The sequence below is a fragment of the Prevotella sp. oral taxon 313 genome (assembly GCF_003043935.1).
GTDB classification, from domain to species: Bacteria; Bacteroidota; Bacteroidia; order Bacteroidales; family Bacteroidaceae; genus Prevotella; species Prevotella jejuni.
Window position 1 is genome coordinate 570679 of record NZ_PYXE01000001.1, and the last position, 21384, is coordinate 592062.

A 21384-nucleotide genomic window follows, 5' to 3' on the forward strand; every position below is an offset into this window, starting at 1 on the left:
TGTTAGTTGAAAGGCCTCTGTGACCTCTGTATGCCGAAGGCGTTCTGTGGGATCGAAATAGTGCGCAAAAAGGTTCTGTTAAATCTGTGAGCTCTGTGAGAGAAAAAACTCCGCAGCAAGTCTCATAGGCTTTATCTCATCGAGTGGGTGCGTTATATTTCTCACAGATTTACACAGAAGAACAGAACACACAAAGGTCCACAGAGACATTAAGTCAACCGATTACACAGAACCTTACAGCCATCTTTGGCAGTAACGTTCTGTGAATTCTGTATGCCGAAGGCGTTCTGTGAGATCGAAACTGTGCGCAAAAATGCTCTGTTAAATCTGTGAGTTCTGTGAGAAAAAAACCTACCCAGCGAGTCTCGCAATTGTTCTTTTTCTCACAGAGAACACAGATGAACAGAACACACAAAGGTCCACAGAGACATTAAGTCAACCGATATCACAGAACGTTACAGCCACCTTTAGCTTAAACGTTCTGTGATATCTGTATGCCGAAGGCGTTCTGTGAGTTCGAAACGTGGGTGGAAAAGTTCTGTTAAATCTGTGAGTTCTGTGAGAGATAAAACTCCCCTGCGAGTCTCATAGGCCTTATCTCATCGAGTGGGTGCGTACTTTTTCTCACAGATTTACACAGATGAACAGAACACACAAAGGCCAGAAAGATAGCGGCCCCTCCCCCGACCCCTCCCCCGAAGGGAAGGGGAGTGATCACCGAGATACCCCTATGGGCTGGATGTAGGCTGCTTTTGCCTCCTTATTGGTATCTTCATTGGCAGTAACGCTCTGTGATATCTGTATGTCGGAGGCGTTCTGTGAGTTCGAAACTGTGCGCAAAAATGCTCAGTGAACTCTGTGCGCTCTGTGAGAGAAAAAACTCCCCAGCGTGTTGTTTGTGTGTTGTATCATACAGTGGGAGCGTTCTATTTCTCACAGAAAAACACAGAAGAACAGATTTCACAAAGGCCCACAGAGACATTAAGTCAACCGATTTCACAGACCCTTACAGCCACCTTTAGCAGTAACGCTCTGTGAACTCTGTATGCCGAAGGCGTTCTGTGAGCTCGAAACGTGTGCCAAAAGGCTCAGTGAACTCTGTGCGCTCTGTAAGAGAAAAAACCTTTACGAAGTATGCAAGCAGCCCAATAGGGGTAACCTCACATATCACGCCCCTCCCTGCGGGGGAGGGGTTGGGGGAGGGGCCACCTCCTCATGGGCTCGAAACTGTGCGCAAAAAGTTCTGTTAAATCTGTGCGCTCTGTGAGAGAAAAAACTCCCCAGCGAATCTCAAGCGTTCTTTCTCACATGGAGGGTGCGTTCTCTTTCTCACAGAAGAACACAGATGAACAGAACACACAAAGGTCAGAAAGATAGCGGCCCCTCCCTCTACCCCAACCGTTCACCCCTCCGTGTCCTGCTGTTCAAGCCTACAAGGCACTGCTTCGTAGTCCCCTCCCTCTCCCTGCAACAAGTCTTCTCTGTCGTGAAAAATCATTACATATCACCAAACTAACTACCTCAAGACAAGTAAACATTATCATTTACAACCAAGCATATAACCCACAAGAAATCAGCGAATTACATTTAGCATTTGAGTATATGCCCTCCTTGCTTGCAGAAGACGCCCTTCATGGAACAAGAAAGCCATGTTCTCGAACATTGAAAGCCCTCTTCTTGCATCAAGCCAGGCCTTTATTTGAAAAAAGAGGAGAATGGTTAGCGAAATATCCTTACATTTTCTATTTACATAGTTAGTTTCCCGTCTCTCACAAACGACATTTCCTTCTCTCACAAACGACAATCTTCTCTCTCACAGATTTACACAGAAAAACAGAACAAACAAACTTTCACAGAGACATTAAGTCAACCGATTTCACAGAACCTTACAGCCATCTTTGGCAGTAACGCTCTGTGAACTCTGTATGCCGAAGGCGTTCTGTGGGCTCGAAACGTGCGCAAAAAGGCTCAGTGAACTCTGTGCGCTCTGTGAGAGAAAAAACTCACCAGCGAGCAAGTACAAGTGATAAGTAACACGTATAAGCCCATATTCGGGGCATTAGCGTAATTCGTAGTAACACGTATAAGGCTCGTATTCGGGGCATTAGTGTAATTCGTAGTAACACGTATAAAGCGCATATCGGGGCATTAGGGGTATTTGCAGACATATACATTAAGTATTCGTGGATTATATATAGTAAACTGTATATAACATAGGTATTGGACATCAACATGTAAGACAAAGAGGATGTTGTCAGGATAGAAGCGAAAAAAGATTGATTAATGAGGAAAGAGTAGGCCCGTAGGGACTGTTCTAACCAAATATAATCCATTACAGAAAATAATCATTAAAATCGCAGGGACTGAAGGATTTTATTTGTACTTTTGTCCTGTCTGTGGCTTAATCTGCACTCATCTCCATCATTAAGATACGTGACTGCTGCGACATGGTAGACTCCAGAGCAACCTTTCCGTGGCTCATGTACTGAGTATTAAAACTTAAATCAAAATATTACAAAGATAAATACATATAGACAACTCGCTACGACAAGACGAGGAACTAATAAGGATAGGCTTACATTCTTCGAGAAAGTAAAGTTCAAGATCAATTTTCCCAATAAATGAAACGGATGATACAAACCAAGGAAAAGAATGGATGTAAAAACTGAGTATTATTGGTGAAACAGCAAGGTCGCCATTAAACCTCACGATAAAAGCAACGTTTACAATCCTATTCTCGAAGACAACTGTGCCTAAAAAGAATTCTTTTAGAAAATAATTTAAGAACCAATTAATTATGGATTTAACGAAAACAAGCAATATTGTAGGATACTCTAATCCTATTGAAATGCCTGTAAGTGAGTTATTAACAGGCAGCTTCAGCTTCTCCATTCCGTCGTATCAACGGGGATATAGATGGGAATCATCAGAAGTAGGAGTCACAAATAATGCTGTTAAGCAAGTTGACGACCTACTTAACGACCTCACTTCCTTTGTGAAAACGAACATAAATAAGAAAGCCAATTATTATCTTCAGCCGCTTATGGTAAAGCCCAAAGTTGTCCAGGGCGGCAGCTACGAGTGGGACGTATTAGACGGACAACAGCGTTTAACAACAATGCTTCTTATTTTGAGATGTATCAAGGAGAAGTTATATGCAAATTCCAACCTCCCCCTTTACACCTTGAAATATGAAAACAGAAAGCAACTTGATTTCTCAAAAATATCCTATAACCCATCCTCCCCAGACTACAACTACCCTTCCCCGGCACATAACTTAGACAGCTACTTTATTAGAAAAGCCAAGGACAGGATTGAACGATGGTATAATGATGAGCTATCAAACAACCAAGCTCTGCAAGACAAGATAAAGGAGCTACTCGTCTACGAAGACGCATCTCGCGGTTCGTCTACTCCCCCTAATCTACGAGCCATCTTCATTTGGTATAATGTAGAACCTATCACTACGCCAGATACGACATTGTCAGGAAGTCACATTCACGATATTGAAGTCTTTAACCGACTAAATCGAGGAAAGATTAGTCTGACAGATTCCGAACTCATCAAAGCCCTTTTCCTACTCTGCATCAAGTTATCGCCATCGTCAGGAAGTTCGCTCATGACTTCAGAGACACTCGTAAGGAAATGGGACGAAATGGGGAAGAAATTCCAAAATGATGGTTTCTGGAAGATGATCTCGCCTAAAGACAAAGATTACAGCAACCGTATGGACCTGCTCTTCGATTTCATAAAGGACTGTAAGGGTGGTAAGACCAGCACTTCATATCGCTACTATTATGACAAGATGCACAATCTTCTTACCACACCTAACCCTGCACAGGTAGAGTCACTATGGACTGAAATCAAGATGTTTTTCGATACACTCTGTAAGTGGCATGAAGATGTTCATAAACACAACTATATAGGCTATCTCGTTGACTGTGGAGAGAAAATGTCAGAAATCTACAATAAATTGAGTCATTCTCAAAGCTTGACAGATCTTATCAAGGCCAATCTAAAACTTTCCTGTATAGAGGATTTAGAAGAACTAAGCTATCAAGAACGTGAATCTTTTAATAAGATTAGAAAGATATTACTCCTCTTTAATGTCCTGACCTGCGACAAGTTTGGACAAAAGTTCCCTTTTGACCTCTACCGTGACAATTCTTATGACGTAGAACATGTGAACTCGCAGACGGATAATCCTATCGAGAAGATAGACGAAAAGAAAGGATGGATCATCGAACATGCCATCCCATGCTTGTGGGTTGACCGCAGAGAGACGGATGCCCAAGGTCATTTCACCCAATCAGCAGTTGCAGCAAGGGAACTCATCATCAAGGGTATCCTGCTACTAAAGGATTTCAAGAAAAATTGGAACAAGGATGTAGGGAACAAATTCAAGCCTTACAGAACAGAAGTGGAGAATTACTATGCTTGTGGTGATAGTTCAAAATCAATGGCCAACAAGGATTCTATAGGAAACCTTACGCTTCTTAACTCATCTATCAACAGAGAATATAAGAATGCACTCTTCCCAAAGAAGTTGCGCACAATAAAAAGAAGTGATCAAGAAGGAGCATACATCCCTCTGTGTACAAAGTATATGTTCTTGAAATATTACTCAAATCCCCAGAAAAATGTATCTGCCTTCAGTATGATGCGATGGCAGGCCGAAGACCAGAGAGATTATACCAACGCAATAAAAGAATCAATTAAAATAATCATCTGATATGGCTTATTATAATTTACAAACACTCCTTCACCGTACTTTTTCATGGACTATGACCTTACCAAATGGTCAGACACAATCAGGAAACAGTGTACGCAATATTCCTGTACGAATACCAAAGATTCAACGAGACTATGCTGAAGGACGTGAAACAGAATCAATTGAACGAAAGAGGCATAGCCTTCTCAATGATATTTTAGATGTCGTGTATGGCCTCCGACCGAGCCTGTCTTTTGATTTCATCTATGGTTACATGCGTTCTAATGGTAAGAACTTATCTGGAAATGGGTGGCAGAATACTCAATTACATCCCCATATAGCATTCGAGCCGCTTGATGGACAACAACGTCTGACTACATTATTCCTGCTATACTGGCTGTTTGGCAGGAGTGCTGACTTGTGCGACAATCATCACTCACTCTTTATTTATGAAACACGTGACACCAGTGAGGAATTTTGTCATTGGTTAGTAAACCAACAAGCAGATACTTTGATTTCAGAATGGGAAGCTAAGCGTAAAGAAATAAAAAGCTTTAACACCCAGCAAAAAGAGAAGTGGAATTCTGCAAAAGATGCCAATGGACTTGTGGACCCAATCACAAACAGATTACGTTTCCCATTATTACCGATACCGTCCCTATTCGTGTATATGCAAGCCCTCAGCACATTCAAATGGGATTGGCATGATGATCCTAACATCCGTTCTATGATTAAAGTCTTGGAGACAACCGTTCATTATCTCCATGAACGCGGATTAGACTATGCTTCAGGCATCGAGGCTAATGCAAGACTTGATGACATAACCTTTTTACTTCTTGACAATCTCGATTGTGACGGCGACCAGCTTTTTGAGAAGATGAATGCACGTGGCAAAGCACTTACCAGTTTTGAAATCCTCAAGTCAACACTTGAAGAAGAGATGGAGCAACAAGGCTTACCAACATCACACGATAAATTAGCAAATGATTGGAGGAATGCTATTGACGGAAATTGGATAGACTACTGTTGGGATAACTCAATGATTGGTCCTTCTCCAAAGCTCGAGAATGTAAGAGAAGTTGAGAAGAAACTTGAGAAACTCCTCATCCGAATTGCTGGAAAGTCTTTTTTCGCAACGAACATAGAAGGAACACAGGTTAATAACACTACTGTAAAAGATTATAAGTCATTGTTTGAAAATTCTATTTCAGGACGAGGAAGCGTTAACAAAGTCATTGACAGATATGTTGAATATGTGCGATACGAACGCTCCTTAGAGAATACGAATTTTTCTAAGATGGACTTTCAAAGCATATATAACGATATGCAGAACCTGCTCTATGAGGATTCAAAAGGATGGCATGACGCTTCTTACCTCCTTCCACAGCTAAACAGAGCAAACACCTCAACATTAATGGACATGTACATGATTGACAGTCCTACACATAATACACGTGTCATGATTTATGCTATGTTAGCTTATCTACGTATTGCACCATCTCAAGTTATAGACAAGGACACCACGGAGAAAGCTAATTTCATAGACTGGATGCGTTTTATTCGTAATGTATATAATTCTGATAACAAGAACTCAGGATTAGATAACTTTAATGATGTTAGAACCTCAATCACTGCTATTGACAAATGGCTGACGGAGTATGAAACGAATTATAGGACTAATAATAAACAAGACATCCTGTTATTAATCAAAGACTATATAAAGAACAATGCCTATAGACAAGAACAAGCACGACTTGACGAGGAAGCAATCAAGGCTGAATTAAGGATTAATGGCACAAACGGAGTACCTGCAAGTGCTTGGGAGGAAAGTATCCTAAAAGCCGAAAACAATTTTTATTTATGGGGACAAATAATAGCTCCTCTCTCATGGTCATTCAAAAACCAATCTTATGACAAGACTGCATTTGATGAATATGTCGACCGGCTTAATCAGATTTTCTTCAATCCTTTACCCGAAGAGGGTCCTGTTGATGCACTACTTTTTCAAGCTATGCTTTGCCTACAGGATTATCGTCACAACCTGAGAAACCATTTAGGCAGTCTGGGCAGATTGAACAATAATAGAGATTTCAGCTGGAAACAATATCTACGAAGACTTGACCCTTCTACAAAGTGTTACGGTAGATTGTTTAAAGAGATGATTGATTTATGGCTACAGCCTACAAACACGCATCGCTCATTTGAGGATTTATTAAGAGAAATCATTAAAACAAACAAGACAAAATACAGTGTATCTGATTGGCAATATTATATCGTTAATATTGACAATCCAAAGACATTAATAAACATTTTCAACTTTGTTCGTACCAATGGCAGATATGTGTACACGGCACCAGGAGGCCATGCCTATTATTTCCGGTCAAATACATTTCGGACAGTTTATCGCTACGAATTATTAACAACATATCTCGCTTATGAGAAAAGATTACTGACAAACGGAGTTACCTCTACTTGCCTAACCTCTACAGCCGATGAGCTTGGGGCACACGTTGATTTCATCATGCCTAATGGCAACCTCATTCGATTAACGGCAAGTGATGGAGCTTTATATAATATCGAACAGCAAAACAATGGAAAACAAACACCGATATTACTACATAGTAATATAAATATCAATAATGTTGAAACCGAACTCATCAACCTTGGAGTAATATCTTCCTTATAACAATATTCCTCTTCTCAACAATTTGAGAACAAGATATCCGTCTTATAAGGATTGACAGCCTAAGAGAAAGCCCACTGGTATTTAGCAAATTCGCTAAACAGCAGTGGGTTACTCGCTATCCTCCTCCAACGACTGTAGTGCCTCAACACTCAACTCTACCACCACCAGATTCATACACAACCGAAAAGGAGTTGGGACAATCCAACTCCTCTTCTATTCCCATCAATTGATTTTAGGCGACTGATAAGCCACGATTTTTGGTGACGAAGCTATTCATAGTGCACATACGAGGCTGTCTCACCATTATTTTTAACATCATTCTTATGTGTATTCAACATTAAAGATATGGAAAAGAGTTAACACTTTTGTTTGGCTAACCTACCTCGTGAATTCAACAAGCAAGTGCAAATTTACTTAATTAGTTCGTAAAAGCAGTCCTGTGGTGTTCTAAAAGGCAGATTCAACAAGTAAGTACAAATTTAAGTATTCTTTTTATAAAAGCATTGAACTGGTGATACAAACTTCAAAAAAAATTCTTAGTTTCATGTTAATCAGCTACATGATTTTTCTCATTTCTGATGTAAATATTCTTTGAAACAATTTCCTTAAGCTATATACTATCAGATAAGTCCATTCTCGTTTACAATAGCTCCTTTCTGTTTTGAGGCTTAACTGCCTACGATGTAGACTTTCGTGTATTGCCACCTTGGTTATTATTACATGACAAGCAACGTTTAGTAGCGTTATCTGTCGTCATTGTTTTAATATACTTTTTATACGACATAAGTATCTTAACAACCATTTAGGCTATATCCTTAGCATACTTTCTTTTGTCACGTTTTCTCATGTAAGCATATTTGTACTTTACTCTATCGTTTCAAGCATATAACCCACAAGAAATCAGACTATTACACATACCATTCGAGAACATGCCCTTCTTGACCCAAGAAGAGCGTCTTCTCGATGCAAGAAAGGCATGTTCTCAAATGCAGAAAGGCCCCTTCTTCTACCTGCAGAACACTAATAGCATATCGGACGCAGCCGCCTTTTGTTGTGAGAGCCCATCATGAAGAGTATTACAGTCAGCACTAATGCGTTTACATGTAGCGGCATCTGTGATGACAGCAAGCACTCTCAGAACTTATGAATAATAAATCTGATGACCTTTAAGACAAATGGGGCAAGAATAGCAATCAATATTAACCAGCGATTAATTAGGATATTCTTACGGTTCGATGCATACTGGTCAGCGATCTGCTTCCCTAATTTCTCTATGGCAACCTCGTTTTTACTTATATTCCTTTTGATATCTTCTGTTTGAATAAAGAGTCTGCGAAACTCCTTACTCATAGCATCAGCGAGCATAGTCCTACTGGCTTCTACCCTCTGTGAAAGGTGATCACACTGCCTGGAAATACTTTCTGAACTTTCTTTCAGGCTATTATGGATGGAAAGGACATCTGTAGAAATCTTGTCCTGCTTGGTCTTTAATGCAGCTGTTATTTCTATTGTATGTTCTAATTTTGTAATTAAGTCAGCGTTCTGCTTACCTAAATTCTCGATGGCAACCTCGTTTTTACTTATATTCCTTTTAATATCTTCTGTTTGAATAAAGAGTCTGCGAAACTCCTTACTCATAGCATCAGCGAGCATAGTCCTACTGGCTTCTACCCTCTGTGAAAGCTGATCACACTGCTTGGAAATACTTTCTGAACTTTCTTTCAGGCTATTATGGATGGAAAGGACATCTGTAGAAATCTTGTCCTGCTTGGTCTTTAATGCAGCTGTTATTTCTATTGTATGTTCTAATTTTGTAATTAAGTCAGACGACATGTCTATCGACTGTTCTATTTTCTTCTTGAAAGTGTTTAATACTTCACTACTTTTAGCAAGCTTATTATTCTGCGAAACAAAATCAGCAAGTATGTCAGAAGTATCTTTCTTGAACTCTGTAATAATGGTGTTACAATTGGCCTCTATAGCAGTAACAGCCTCTTTAATTTCTGTTACTTTCTGATTTCCCATCTTACCGATTTCCTCTTTCAGGCGTAATGTTTCCTGTAGGACATCATTAATAGATGCAACATAATTATTGACAACGTTCTGTAGTTGTGAACTTGCGTTGACCGTGTCTTCAACCTGTTGCTTAGCAGAACTGATGTCTTGGAGATTCTTCTCGAGTCGCTCTAATGCGACATTTATGTCGTATGCCATAGTTATTTATTTAAATATTTCTTCGTAATCTTATTAAAAGTCTCTTCATGAATGAAAAGCATAATAGTGTCCTTACCTTTATCCAAGATTTCGTCTTGAATGTAAGCATCGTGAACTTTTGTACGGAGTTTTTTATTAAACACTTCAAGTAAGGTCCACATATCATTCCCTATGTTTCTGTAAAGCGTCATAAACCCTTCAATATAACTGTTATAGGCCGTTGATTTTAATGTTTCATTGTTTCCAGCACCAAGGAATGTGATACAATAAGTAAGCAATAACTGCAGTGCAGCATTTTCAGGATGAGCACGCAGGCAAAGTAATGTTGCACCATAGAGATGTTTGACATTATCGACCTCGCTGCCAGATCCATCCTCCGTCATGGCCCGTATATATTTCTCTACGACGTCAAAGCCATCCAGTCCCTGTTCGTCAGTATCTTCCATAAGCGAATAATGCCTATTCCCAAACTTGTAGCCTTTGCGTGCATATTTAGAGTTAAAGTACAGATGAATGAACTCCTTCAGCCATTCATCATTGCCACTATTATGTCTCTCGGTGATACTATCTTCGCAGGCAATACGCATATCATCAATGGCACGATAACGTTTCTTCTCCAAGTTAGTATAGACAAAAGCCGTCAGATAGCCCAAACACTTATCGAGGTAGTTACGTCCATTCTGATTATCAATCTCAGCGACCTTCTTCTCAGCTTGCTCCGAAGAGTAATATTTCATGAAGAAATCGAGCATACACTGCCGGAACTCTTGGTCTGAACGGTTACGTATCTTAAGCTCATAGGTTTCTGAAAGATAGTCAATGGTAACGTCCTCCACCAGTCCTATACAACAAAGTCGATAGATAGCCTTATCGGTATCGTCTTTGTCTCGCTTCTGGTAAAAGATAAATTTTAGTTTCTGATATGTAGCCTTGTCAGCATGATAACATAACCATCTTGGGTCGTTGGAACATTTTGCAATCTGCGTAAGCAAATCGTTGAAGTCCCCTATCTTATTTGTTTGTAGTGCTCCATATCTGTTTTCATCTATGTCTTTCCAGTTTTGTTTCTTAGCAATATTTGTAATTTCAGCTTTCAACATTGCGTCGAAACTATCTGGGGATTGTTTTATTTGATTTTCCCATGATACCGTTACATAGACATACCCATCTTTGTCAGCTTGAGACATAGCGTGGTAAATACCAGCCATTAGGTTGCTTCCCCCCTCCAATGGAGTGAGAAGTCCTGTTGCTGAATGGTCTGAGTAAGTTGAAAGAATATTAATAAGTGCATTTGTAACGTTTACACATACGCCATATTCAAACCCAACATAATTGTAGGACGGACGCAACGAATTCAAGAAGACATAGCCATACTGTCTTTTACTATCTTCCTTAGAGAAAATAGTGATAGTATCCTTCTTCAGATTAACCTTCAAGCAGATGTCGTCATTACCCATGATTTCACGTAACTTCCCTTGTATCTCCACGACATAAGTTGGCTTTATATTCAAGATGCGATCAGTCAGTTCATGGAGAATAACTTTCTCCTTCAACAAGCCTCTGAATGAATTGTTATGGAACCACAGGTCGATGCCTTTATCAACATTCTCAAGATAACCATTCCTATGAATTATGTCGACAAGCTTCTTAACCTGTTCGTCCGTTCCCCCTGCCTTCTTACAAAAGGAAGGGAAATCATCGGAAAGAACATATCGATTATTATAATTCCAAAGCCAACGAGGGTCATCCTCTCCCATATAGAATCGGATGTCATTTATTTTATCCATGGTCAGATGGATAAATTCCGTAGGTTCGTAAAGAATATAAGAAATAGCATTCTTCTTGTCGCGCCCCCCACGTCCAGCTTCTTGAACATAACTTTCTATGGACGAAGGATGGTTAACGTTAATGGTAAAGCGGATGTTTGGTTTGTCAATACCCATACCAAAGGCCTTTGTGGCTACCATTAAATTCATGTCATTATTATTGAATGACGCCATAGCTCCAGAAGGTTTGTCACCCCCCACGAAAGTACCAATCTTTAACTTCTCCTTTTTTGACTTTAGGACATTAGAGATACCTGCTCGAGTTCCCTTATCATTATCGTTTACTCCAAAGGTTCCCTTAGCATGAGGACAGAAAATGATTCCTGCATAAGGGTATTTGTTTTCTTCGTCGGAATTATAGAAGCTCTCTTTATCGAAACACTCCAGCGCACATTCTGCGTTGTGTCTGTTCATTTCCTCGAGTTGCGAAGGTATGGTATCGAGAAGCACAGACATCTCTTTTATCTTAGCGTCGGCTACGATATCTCTGAGTTTCCACTCATCAACATTCGCATTCAGTAAATAAGGATTTTCATCTTCTTTTATCGAGTCAAAGTTTGCTTTTACCTCTATGATACGATAGGTCAATTCAGGGCGTGCGTCATTCTCTGGTCGGACAATCGCTTCGCTGTCAATTGTCAGATTACCCCCTAAAGTAAGTTCCCGTTCGACATCGGCTAACACATCAAAAGAGGCCGTCGCAGTAAGTCCGATGATAGACAACGGGCGTTTAGACTTTGTGTGCATGAAGTTAATCATGTTCCTGCCCAAATGAAGATAGGATGTGCGGAAGTCATGACCCCACTCTGAGACACAATGCACCTCGTCTATGATACCATAAGAGAAATAGACATGGTTCTTCTCGGTCATTGAAACCAAACTTTCTCGGAAGTTTGGCATCATAAACCGCTCAGGAGATAGCAACATAAATAGTACGGCTCCCCGCTGCAACATATTCAGCTTTTCGGCTTTCTCCCTACTACTCATACCACTGTTAACACATTCGCAGGCATCTATTCTAACACTGCGTAATCCCCTAACTTGGTCGACCATCAATGATACTAATGGGTCAACTATAATCGATACACCGGGTTGTAATATACATGAAATCTGATAAGTCAGAGATTTTCCACCACCCGTAGGAAGTAGTCCGATAGTCGTTTTGTCTGCCAAAGAATGACTGATAATCGGCAACTGTCCTGGTCGGAAGGAAGGTTTACGGAAGATGTCACGTAGGAAATAAGTCAAGACATTTTCACGTTCTGGTATGTTAACATATTTACCAGTAGTATCTTTGACTACCAACGGAGGATATTGAATGTTCTTTGCAGAACAGATAGTTCGATGTCTCTTCTGATAGTGAGAAGAACGAACGATATAAACAGCATCAGCCTTGATAGTAAGTGGAAGGGCATCAATATTATCACGCAATAACATAGAGATATCCACGCAAACATCAAAATGTTTGTGGGGTATCTCCAAATTAACCGTCTGCTCCAAGTGTAAGGGTGACTCAGCAAACTCAGCAGTAGAGACAATACAAAGATTAATGCTGGGCAAAGGATTGCTTTTCCCTGATAGAGAATAGATGTTCCTAATCTTTTCTTGCAAAACCTCTACGGCTAACGCCGCACAAGGTAGGTCGCGTTCTACGACAGCAACATTCCACTCTGTAGCGCCTTTCTTAAGACATCCTGCCATTAAAGCCTCTATTAGGACTCGTTCAAGTCTTGCTATTGCCAACGGACAAAGCACAATCTGTAGGGTTTCATTCCACGTCCCAGACAATTCTTTCTTGCAATTTGCCTCTAATATCTGCAGATACCGACCCGTTGATTCCTCTTTTCTCCAACTGTGAAGGAAAGAATTAGCCTTCAACTCTTTTATGTCGTATGTCCTCTCGCCTTGTGTTGTAATATCATCGCCCTGTTGTTCATCACGATGCCGTTGGAAGATATTACTGTGATAAAGCTTACCGCCTTTCTCTATTATAAAGCCTGTAAGAGACTTGCCATACGGTATATTCATAGCAAAGTCCACACATTGTTCTTTGTGAAAGTTGCTGTCAGGAATGTCAACAATTGTCGAAAGAGGACGATGAGGTTCAAGAACCTGTATCAAATACTCGTTTTCACTGTTCTTTAAGGTATGCTCAATGAAGCCTTTTTCAAAGCTACTTTCCAACATATCTCCATTATAGTATTCAGTATTAAAACGTGGGTCTATAATGTGTAAGGCTTCATAGATTTGTTCAGAAGAAATAGAATGAGTTGATTTATAATTAAGTATTGCCCCTTCTACAGGTTTTTGTGAAATACCAAATAAGCTTGAGAACGTGTCTTCTACAAATATAGGAGCTTTCGTCGGAAGGCCACGAGAAACAATATTTGCCAGTACTGCCAATTGAGCATCACACTTATCATATACACCCAACTGAATGTTTGATTTTACATCGAATACGGATAATGAACGATAAAGACTCTCTGCCTCGTTAGAACCTTGAGCATCTTGATATTCTTCGGCTACTGCATCCAATACGTAACCCGCAAAGAACTGATCTTGTTTGTGGGACTCCTCAATACGTTTTCTAATATCCCTAATAGCCTCTACACGCTCGAAAGCCTTATCAAATATACGCAAAGAGATTGTCCATTGGTTTACCCATTCTCCTCTATCCTTGTCCATTATCGCAAACATCTCGTCAGGATCAGTTGCAGCAATGAACTCGCTAATCCTTCGGGAGTTTGAGTAATAGGGACCAATACAGATGAATGTATTGGCTGCATTAAACGATTGTTGAAAAAGAAGGATGAATTTAGCTAAGTCGAAGCCCTCTACATCCAAGATATTACTGAATAAATGGATCTTTCTATGATTAGATTTCTCAAAGTCATCCACACATAGACTATCAAAATCTTTCGTAATAGTCTTGACAGTATAATTAGGATTAATACAAGCTATAACGTCTGATGCACGTTTAACAGCAGCCTTAGATGGTTCTATCAGATTAATGTTTAATAACTTTGGTGTAATCTTACAAGAAGATAGAAAATCTAAAAGACATATAGTTGCCGTACCTTGCCCACAACCCCAGTCGTAGATTTCAAAGTCTTCTGATAGTAATTGCACAAAATTGGGTATAGCATCAAATGCAACATCAAGCTTAGCTTTGTGCATCTTTCCAAAGCTATGCAAATACATATTCAGGTGGGCCTCATCGTCCAAAATCCCTTTACCCCTGTCTAAATCGTGGTAAAGTTTGTCGCATTCAACCCGCTCCACAGGAAGGAGAGACTCCGCAGTTTCTCTCATTCCTATGAATGATAAATTACCTTTTTCCTTAAACAATCGTATAAAGTCGGACATAATTATTTACCTGTAATTGTATCTGCGTTCCTATTTTGTTGATGTCGCTTCCAGTTTTCTATAGCACGTTCCTTGGTTGTATTGGCATAACAATATTCACAAAGATGTGGACAAGTGTTATACTCACCGATATCCTTTGCTGCCATACAACCGCATAAAGCCCTTTGACCAGGATCTTTCTTATGCATACTAATAAAGTATTGATTATGAGGAAGACGAATGGCTCCTTCAGGAAGCAAATCGTCAGCATCGTCAAACAAGGAGGGGGAAGGCATTGGCTTAACCTTTACCTTCATAAAGTCCATCAGCCTTTTATCGTCCCATGCTAAGCGAGTTATGAGGTCTGCATCAATACAACGGTTATGGAGAATACCATATTTCTCAATATCAATCTTCTCACTGCAGGTTGCCAGCTGATAGTTCCATCCACGTTCTCTATTCATTTCAGAGAGTTTTGCAGCAAACTCCTGCATTTGTTCCTCGGTCCACTCATGATAGGGAACACCGCTTTTCTCTAAGTTGTATTTAACTTTTTTGTAGGTCGCGATGTCTGCATAAGAGAACACAAGTTTCTCTGTATAACCCAATAAAGAGTCACCTATACCTTTTACTTTATCAAGTAAGGTCTCTATGGAAATATCATCTGTTAGAATCATTGGGTCGAATCTCCAAATAATACTCCCAACTCCTAATTCCTTAACTAATAACTTAAAGGTCTCAATACGGGTGGAGAGAGGAGGAACTTTCTCTAACTGATAGCCCTCATAATCATTCAGTGTATATTGAATGTAACATTTAATATTACGCTCCTTCAGTATAGGCAAGTATGGCAATAAAGGACGTGGATTCTTCGACCAGAACACAATAAAGCGTGTATTCTCGTAAGAAACATACGACTTAACACCATTAAAAGGGTTTGTCCATGCGGAATATCCCTTCTCTAATCGGTCGAAGAACCAATCTGCATAGAAAGCCGGAATATCCGTACTTCTACTTGCAGATATGATAATGGGAGCCTGTGCCTTCACCGTTTTGCCATCAATTACAATATCAGTATGCTCCCAAGTTGCCATTTCTAAATCTTATTTTAGCATTCATTTCTATCCTGGATTGACACGTTCTTCAAAGCGTATAACTCATATAAACATCTTAGAACTGTTAGAGATAATAAAAGAATAACATTATTAGTCGAAGTTAGAATCAGTGCTATACTTGCTCTTATCAAAATAAGGGACATGGAGGGGTGCAATATAATTATGCCCATATATCTCCATTATATATCACCGTATAAGGATGATCTGAGTGTAACACTTATAGATTTATACACACAAAGGTACACAATACTTTCCTTATAATGGAAGATTTGGAGGGGATTTTTTATATTACTTTAATATTTACTAAACCTTTGATCTGCTTCTATTTTATTTGTTTCGCCAAACCGCTATTTAGTCTCTGGGGTCATAAATTATATCTTTCTATCATACTGTGCACTTCTATCTTGTAAGTGTACGTGCTATATACAGCCACATTTCGTAGCATCAGCGTAATTCGTAGTAAAACGTATAAGGCCGTATTAGGGCCATCAGCGTAATTCGTAGTAAAACGTATAAGCCCATATTCGAGGCATTAGCATAATTCGTAGTAAAACGTATAAGCCCATATTCGGGGCATTAGTGTAATTCGTAGTAAAACGTATAAGCCCATATTCGAGGCATTAGCGTAATTCGTAGTAACCTATACATTAAGTCTTCGAGGAAAAATATAGACCTAAAGAAACATATAAATGGCTGAACCATATTATCCTCTTAGAGGTTTGTTATATTCAATAATTTACTTATCTTTGCGATTGAAAAGTTATATCTGTAAAATTTATAGCCATAACATTTTATGAAAAAGTTCTATGATAGAGTACGCGAGATGACCGTTCTTAGGGATTTACAGGCTCAGGCATACAACGATTATTCCCGCTTTATTGTGCTCACAGGCAGGAGGCGCGTAGGTAAAACAAGCCTTATATTCTATCAGTAGCAGGCTAATAGGGGTAACCTCACATACTAACTACCAGTTGGCCCCTCCCCCGTCCCCTCCCCCGAAGGGAAGGGGAGTGATCACCGAGATACCCCTATGGGCTGGATGTAGGCTGCTTTTGCCTCCTTATTGGTATCTTCATTGGCAGTAACGCTCTGTGAATTCTGTATGCCGAAGGTGTTCTGTGAGATCGAAACTGTGCGCAAAAATGCTCTGTTAGATCTGTGAGTTCTGTGAGAGAAAAAACTCCACAGCAAGTCTCATAGGCCTAATCTCATATCGAGGGTGCCTTCTTTTTCTCACAGATTTACACAGAAGAACAGAACACACAGCATTCCACAGAGACATTAAGTCAACCGATTACACAGAACGTTACAGCCAATCTTAGTTGAAAGGCCTCTGTGACCTCTGTATGCCGAAGGCGTTCTGTGGGCTCGAAATGTGCGCCAAAAAACTCCGTGACCTCCGTGTGCTCTGTGAGAGAAAAAACTCCCCAGCGAATCTCAAACGTTCTTTCTCACATGGAGGGTGCGTTCTTTTTCTCACAGATTTACACAGAAGAACAGAACACACAGCATTCCACAGAGACATTAAGTCAACCGATTTCACAGAACCTTGCAGCCACAGAAGCCTCACCCCACTGCCCCACTCATTTCAAGAACATGCCCTTCTCCATTCGAGAACATGCCTTTCAACGTCCAAGAACATGCCCTTCTTGATGCTTGATAAGGCCCTTCTTCAACGCAACTTGCAACCTTCTGATTTCATGCAGGTTACAGAGACGGATGAAGCATACATACTGAATGGAAATATAATGCTTGTAGGCATAATGACACAAAAATATATAATGACAGAAAGAACATGTTTTGTCGTGTTTTTTATGTTTATAGACAGAATGACAGAAAGACAAAGAATGACAGAATATACACCATTAACAAGAATTTTAATGCACCTCAAATAAGAAACAGAGTATCCAGTACTATGATATACACAACTGCAAATAACACCACAAGCAACGAACAGCAAGACGGTAGGGGTAGCTCGGTGATCACGCCCCTCCCTGCGGGGGAGGGGTCGGGGGAGGGGCCAGTTGTTGTTGAGAGAGGGGCCGCTCATTCCTTTATATTTATAGACAGAATGACAGAGTGAGCTAACTTGCTTTATTTACTGGGTGTCCTCAATTCCTCAATGGCTGGTAAATTGTTGGCTGACCAACGAGGCGGAGATTATTACATCTACCTCGAGTATATACGCAACCAGCCTATTCCTATTGCGATTTCCAGGCAGTAAGAGGAGGTAGCTCAGCTCGTCAGAAGCATTACGAATAAGATTCAGGCAGGAAAAACAGTGAAACGAAACAAGAAAAAGTTAGTCAGATAGTTCCCACACTATACACATAATCTACCCGCACTATTTACTGATTAATGCGTATTTACGCCGAAAAAACGAATAGAATATTGATATTGTGAGAAAATGAGCCATACCTTTGTAGTCGCAAAGACTGCGTTTTTACGCATAAATAACTAATAGGAATGAATATAGAACGACCCATTTATCTACAAAGGCTAATGGACCGACGCCAGAATGGAATGATATAGTTCATTACAGGATTGCGTCGGAATGGCAAATCGTATCTACTCTTTACACCGTTCTACGAGTATCTTCTCAACACATCAACACGATTCTCAACTCAGAACAAGTAGCCGTATTTGAAGATATTTTGGTCTCATCCGAAATATGGAGTGATAAACTAAAACTCTTACATATAAGGCACACAGAGTCACAGAGGGGACGGAGGTAACGCAATGTCACGGAGGTGCGAGGGCACAAAGAGCGACGGAGATGCAGCATACAGATTCTTGACAAATATTTTGGAATAAACGTTTTGTATATAAATTGCTAATAGAATTGGCAAACAAGCTCCGTTGCTCTATGCACCGACGGTGCCTCTGTTACTACTATAGCTTTGTATTTAATAATCCTCCGTTCTCTCCGTGTCTCCGTGTGACATTGCTTCAAACTCTAAACACAAGTGGCAAACCTTATCACTCCAAAATCCTGAAGACCCATATTTTGGTCTCATGTCTGCTCTTTAATATTTCTAAGCGAAACAAGAAACCAAAGTTCTTCAAACAACAAAGTTCATAGGCAAGTCACCTCGATTTTAATATGTAGCATTGCGGATATAACCTTAAGCACTCTTGCCTTGTCTTTTGTTGTCGTTGGAATCGTCACCCATCTATTGTCACCTATCTGAACCTGATACTTAGTCTGTTGTGTAGAAGTAATGAGATCATAATTACCCCATGGGATATGCTTGCGCATAATGGTTTCTACGCCCAACTTCTTTATCGTCCCAAGATAGGTTTCCGAGGCTCTTACACTATCAAAACATTCACCATCAGCAAACCTTACAATAAGACGATCTCGTGTCCGCTGCCTCTTCTCCTTCGCAGATGCGGCCTGCACCTCAAAGCCTACACCCATCTCTAAGACGAGCCCTAAGGAGAGTTGCTGACTGATAGAACGAAGTTGCATATAGCGTGTCTCGGTGTCAGCCTGTGTATTAAGATACCAACCGTCGCAGATGGGCTTCATCCACTCCTTATACTGTGGATAGATGGTCTTAGATAGTAATGGGAGGTGACACATCGTCATTTCTATTGAGGGGAACCGCTCGGCTCCTATCTCTACCAAAGCCGCTATCATCGTGTTTACAGATTTGCTACAACAGATTACCTTCCCATCAGGAAAGGTGACACGAAGTAATTTCTTCTTTGCTCTTTGACGTAATCTTTCTACTTCCATCTTTACTTAATAAGAATTAGAAATTAGTTAAACGAATATTTACTGCAGAAACCTTATTGCCCTACAAGGATAAAATAACTCTACAGGTTGACTTTTTATCCTACTCCTAAGATTGAAAAAAGCTCCATATCACTTTTGTGTACAGCTCATCACATTCTCTTAATATCGAGAAAACGATTCCATTTCTATAATAAAAAGGATATTCTATCTATAGATTATAGCCGTTTAGTTGTAAGCATAGGTCTTTGTTGCATACAAATATCGTAATTATATTTTAATTACACAAACTATCATCTGCCTTTTTTGCGTCAAAACAAAAACCACGAGCCGTTACTTACTTGGTCTGCATAACCTACTCAAAAAAAAAGAGCCGCAAGGATGCGGCTCTATATAAGGTAGGACGGCTGCGGAGCTTGAAGTTATCGTACTTATATGCAGACACTCATCCTACTGTAAAGATATAAACAAAATTTATTAAACGATGAAGTCTCAGAGTTGTCTTCACAAAAGTTTCTCTTTCTGATAGCATTTCTACAATACTCTTAAACCCATCAGACACTTGCTTAGGAGTCTTATAAAAACACAACAGCCAAGGATAAGTTCTTGACTAAGACTATCCTGTTTCGCAGTTTGGTCGCAGTGGTCATATCTCCCACAGCACAAAGATAAGTATGATTTTCTAAATGAGTAAATAATATAAAAAGGATTACAACTTTTATCTTATAGCTAATATAAGTTTACAAGTAAAAAAGTTTACAAGTGGACAAGCTAATAAGTTAACGGGATATACACATCCACGTTTTATTCATTAAAAGAATAACTCTATTTTTCCTACCCTCTGTACTAAGGCTACTCAGTCTTGCCATATTCTCATGCCTTTCGCTTTTATCGAATTTAAGTTATAAACTCGAGCATAAGTCCCCAAGCTGTTTCCTTATCGTTTACAGCCTTTTAAGGCTTGCTCATTCTTACCGTCTTCTATTCTAAAACGGTTTGTACGTAAATCGATTAAGTATGTATTTGTATCGTCAGCTTGCGCACTTTCTTCGTCGAAAGTCATCATAACAGTCCATATCTTGCGTTGACGTATATTGATGTAATAAATCTGTTCATAACAAGAAAGTGTATTGGCATTATTGTAATATTCATAGCATAGAATCGAGTCAGTGACCACGTTGTTCACAGATAACAGGACATAGGCACTTATATGTTCCTCCGTACTATTTTTTTTCTTATATATTTTGAGTGATAGCTGATGAGTCTTATCTAATTTCAGAGCCGAGCGAGACATCCTTGAAAGTATGCTGTAATAATTTATTGACAGTTTTTCAAGTACACAACCATCCTTTCCTCTTGCACAAGAGCTATTAACCTGACTTGGAAAAGTAGTATCGGCGACAAGACTATCACCAAGTAGAAATCTTTCCTTCGTGGCCTTTGAGCCGAAACGCTGACACGTTTGCGACAGAACCTTCTGCTGAGACGAAAACGAGAAAAGTAGTAAAATAGACAGGGCTATGACCTTTACAACCATTTTATTAGAGCCTGATTGTAAACGAGAAGCGCATAGTGTTCTTCCTTTCCCTTGGGTAGCATCGCTAAACACGTTACTGCCCCTACTACCCATTTGATGATTGTATCCAATTATCTTCATTGCTTATTTGTGGATAACAAAACCGTTTTTTACTTATCTGATCATTAATACGTAAGTTAAGCCACCATAACCTCTCCACGTTTCTGCAGGC

7 protein-coding genes are annotated in these 21384 nt (G+C 39.8%); 2 read left to right on the forward strand and 5 right to left on the reverse strand.

What is annotated here, in order from left to right; all coding sequences use genetic code 11:
• The first annotated feature begins 2797 nt into the window (after positions 1-2797).
• Both AXF23_RS02330 and AXF23_RS02335 read left to right on the forward strand, forming a co-directional pair.
• Entirely contained in the window at positions 2798-4732 is a 1935-nt protein-coding gene (locus AXF23_RS02330) for a DUF262 domain-containing protein (protein ID WP_107624165.1), read from the forward strand.
• Between the two features lies 1 nt (position 4733).
• Positions 4734-7397, forward strand: coding sequence for a DUF262 domain-containing protein (locus AXF23_RS02335; protein ID WP_107624166.1), 2664 nt, complete (start codon positions 4734-4736; stop codon positions 7395-7397).
• A 1134-nt stretch (positions 7398-8531) separates the two neighbouring features.
• Here the strand turns inward: AXF23_RS02335 and AXF23_RS02340 are convergent.
• The 5 genes from AXF23_RS02340 to AXF23_RS16195 all read right to left on the reverse strand — a co-directional run bounded on the left by AXF23_RS02340 (position 8532) and on the right by AXF23_RS16195 (position 21293).
• Positions 8532-9611, reverse strand: coding sequence for a hypothetical protein (locus AXF23_RS02340; protein WP_199222149.1), 1080 nt, complete (start codon positions 9609-9611; stop codon positions 8532-8534).
• A gap of 2 nt (positions 9612-9613) precedes the next feature.
• Positions 9614-14749: a DEAD/DEAH box helicase gene (locus AXF23_RS02345; RefSeq protein WP_107625769.1), complete on the reverse strand. Its 5136-nt coding sequence runs from the start codon at positions 14747-14749 to the stop codon at positions 9614-9616.
• 56 nt (positions 14750-14805) lie between these two features.
• Positions 14806-15876, reverse strand: a complete 1071-nt coding sequence (locus AXF23_RS02350) for a DUF1848 domain-containing protein (RefSeq protein ID WP_107624167.1) — start codon at positions 15874-15876, stop codon at positions 14806-14808.
• A 3097-nt stretch (positions 15877-18973) separates the two neighbouring features.
• Complete coding sequence (locus AXF23_RS02375) at positions 18974-19639, reverse strand: hypothetical protein (protein ID WP_107624169.1); 666 nt, start codon at positions 19637-19639, stop codon at positions 18974-18976.
• A gap of 934 nt (positions 19640-20573) precedes the next feature.
• Complete coding sequence (locus tag AXF23_RS16195) at positions 20574-21293, reverse strand: hypothetical protein (RefSeq protein ID WP_233251221.1); 720 nt, start codon at positions 21291-21293, stop codon at positions 20574-20576.
• Between the last annotated feature and the right edge of the window lie 91 nt (positions 21294-21384).

Coding starts and splice junctions, on each gene's coding strand:
- AXF23_RS16195 (WP_233251221.1), bottom strand. CDS start 21,293: ATGAAGATAATTGGATACAATCATCAAATGGGTAGTAGGGGCAGTAAC.
- AXF23_RS02330 (WP_107624165.1), top strand. CDS start 2,798: ATGGATTTAACGAAAACAAGCAATATTGTAGGATACTCTAATCCTATT.
- AXF23_RS02375 (WP_107624169.1), bottom strand. CDS start 19,639: ATGGAAGTAGAAAGATTACGTCAAAGAGCAAAGAAGAAATTACTTCGT.
- AXF23_RS02335 (WP_107624166.1), top strand. CDS start 4,734: ATGGCTTATTATAATTTACAAACACTCCTTCACCGTACTTTTTCATGG.
- AXF23_RS02340 (WP_199222149.1), bottom strand. CDS start 9,611: ATGGCATACGACATAAATGTCGCATTAGAGCGACTCGAGAAGAATCTC.
- AXF23_RS02350 (WP_107624167.1), bottom strand. CDS start 15,876: ATGGCAACTTGGGAGCATACTGATATTGTAATTGATGGCAAAACGGTG.
- AXF23_RS02345 (WP_107625769.1), bottom strand. CDS start 14,749: ATGAGAGAAACTGCGGAGTCTCTCCTTCCTGTGGAGCGGGTTGAATGC.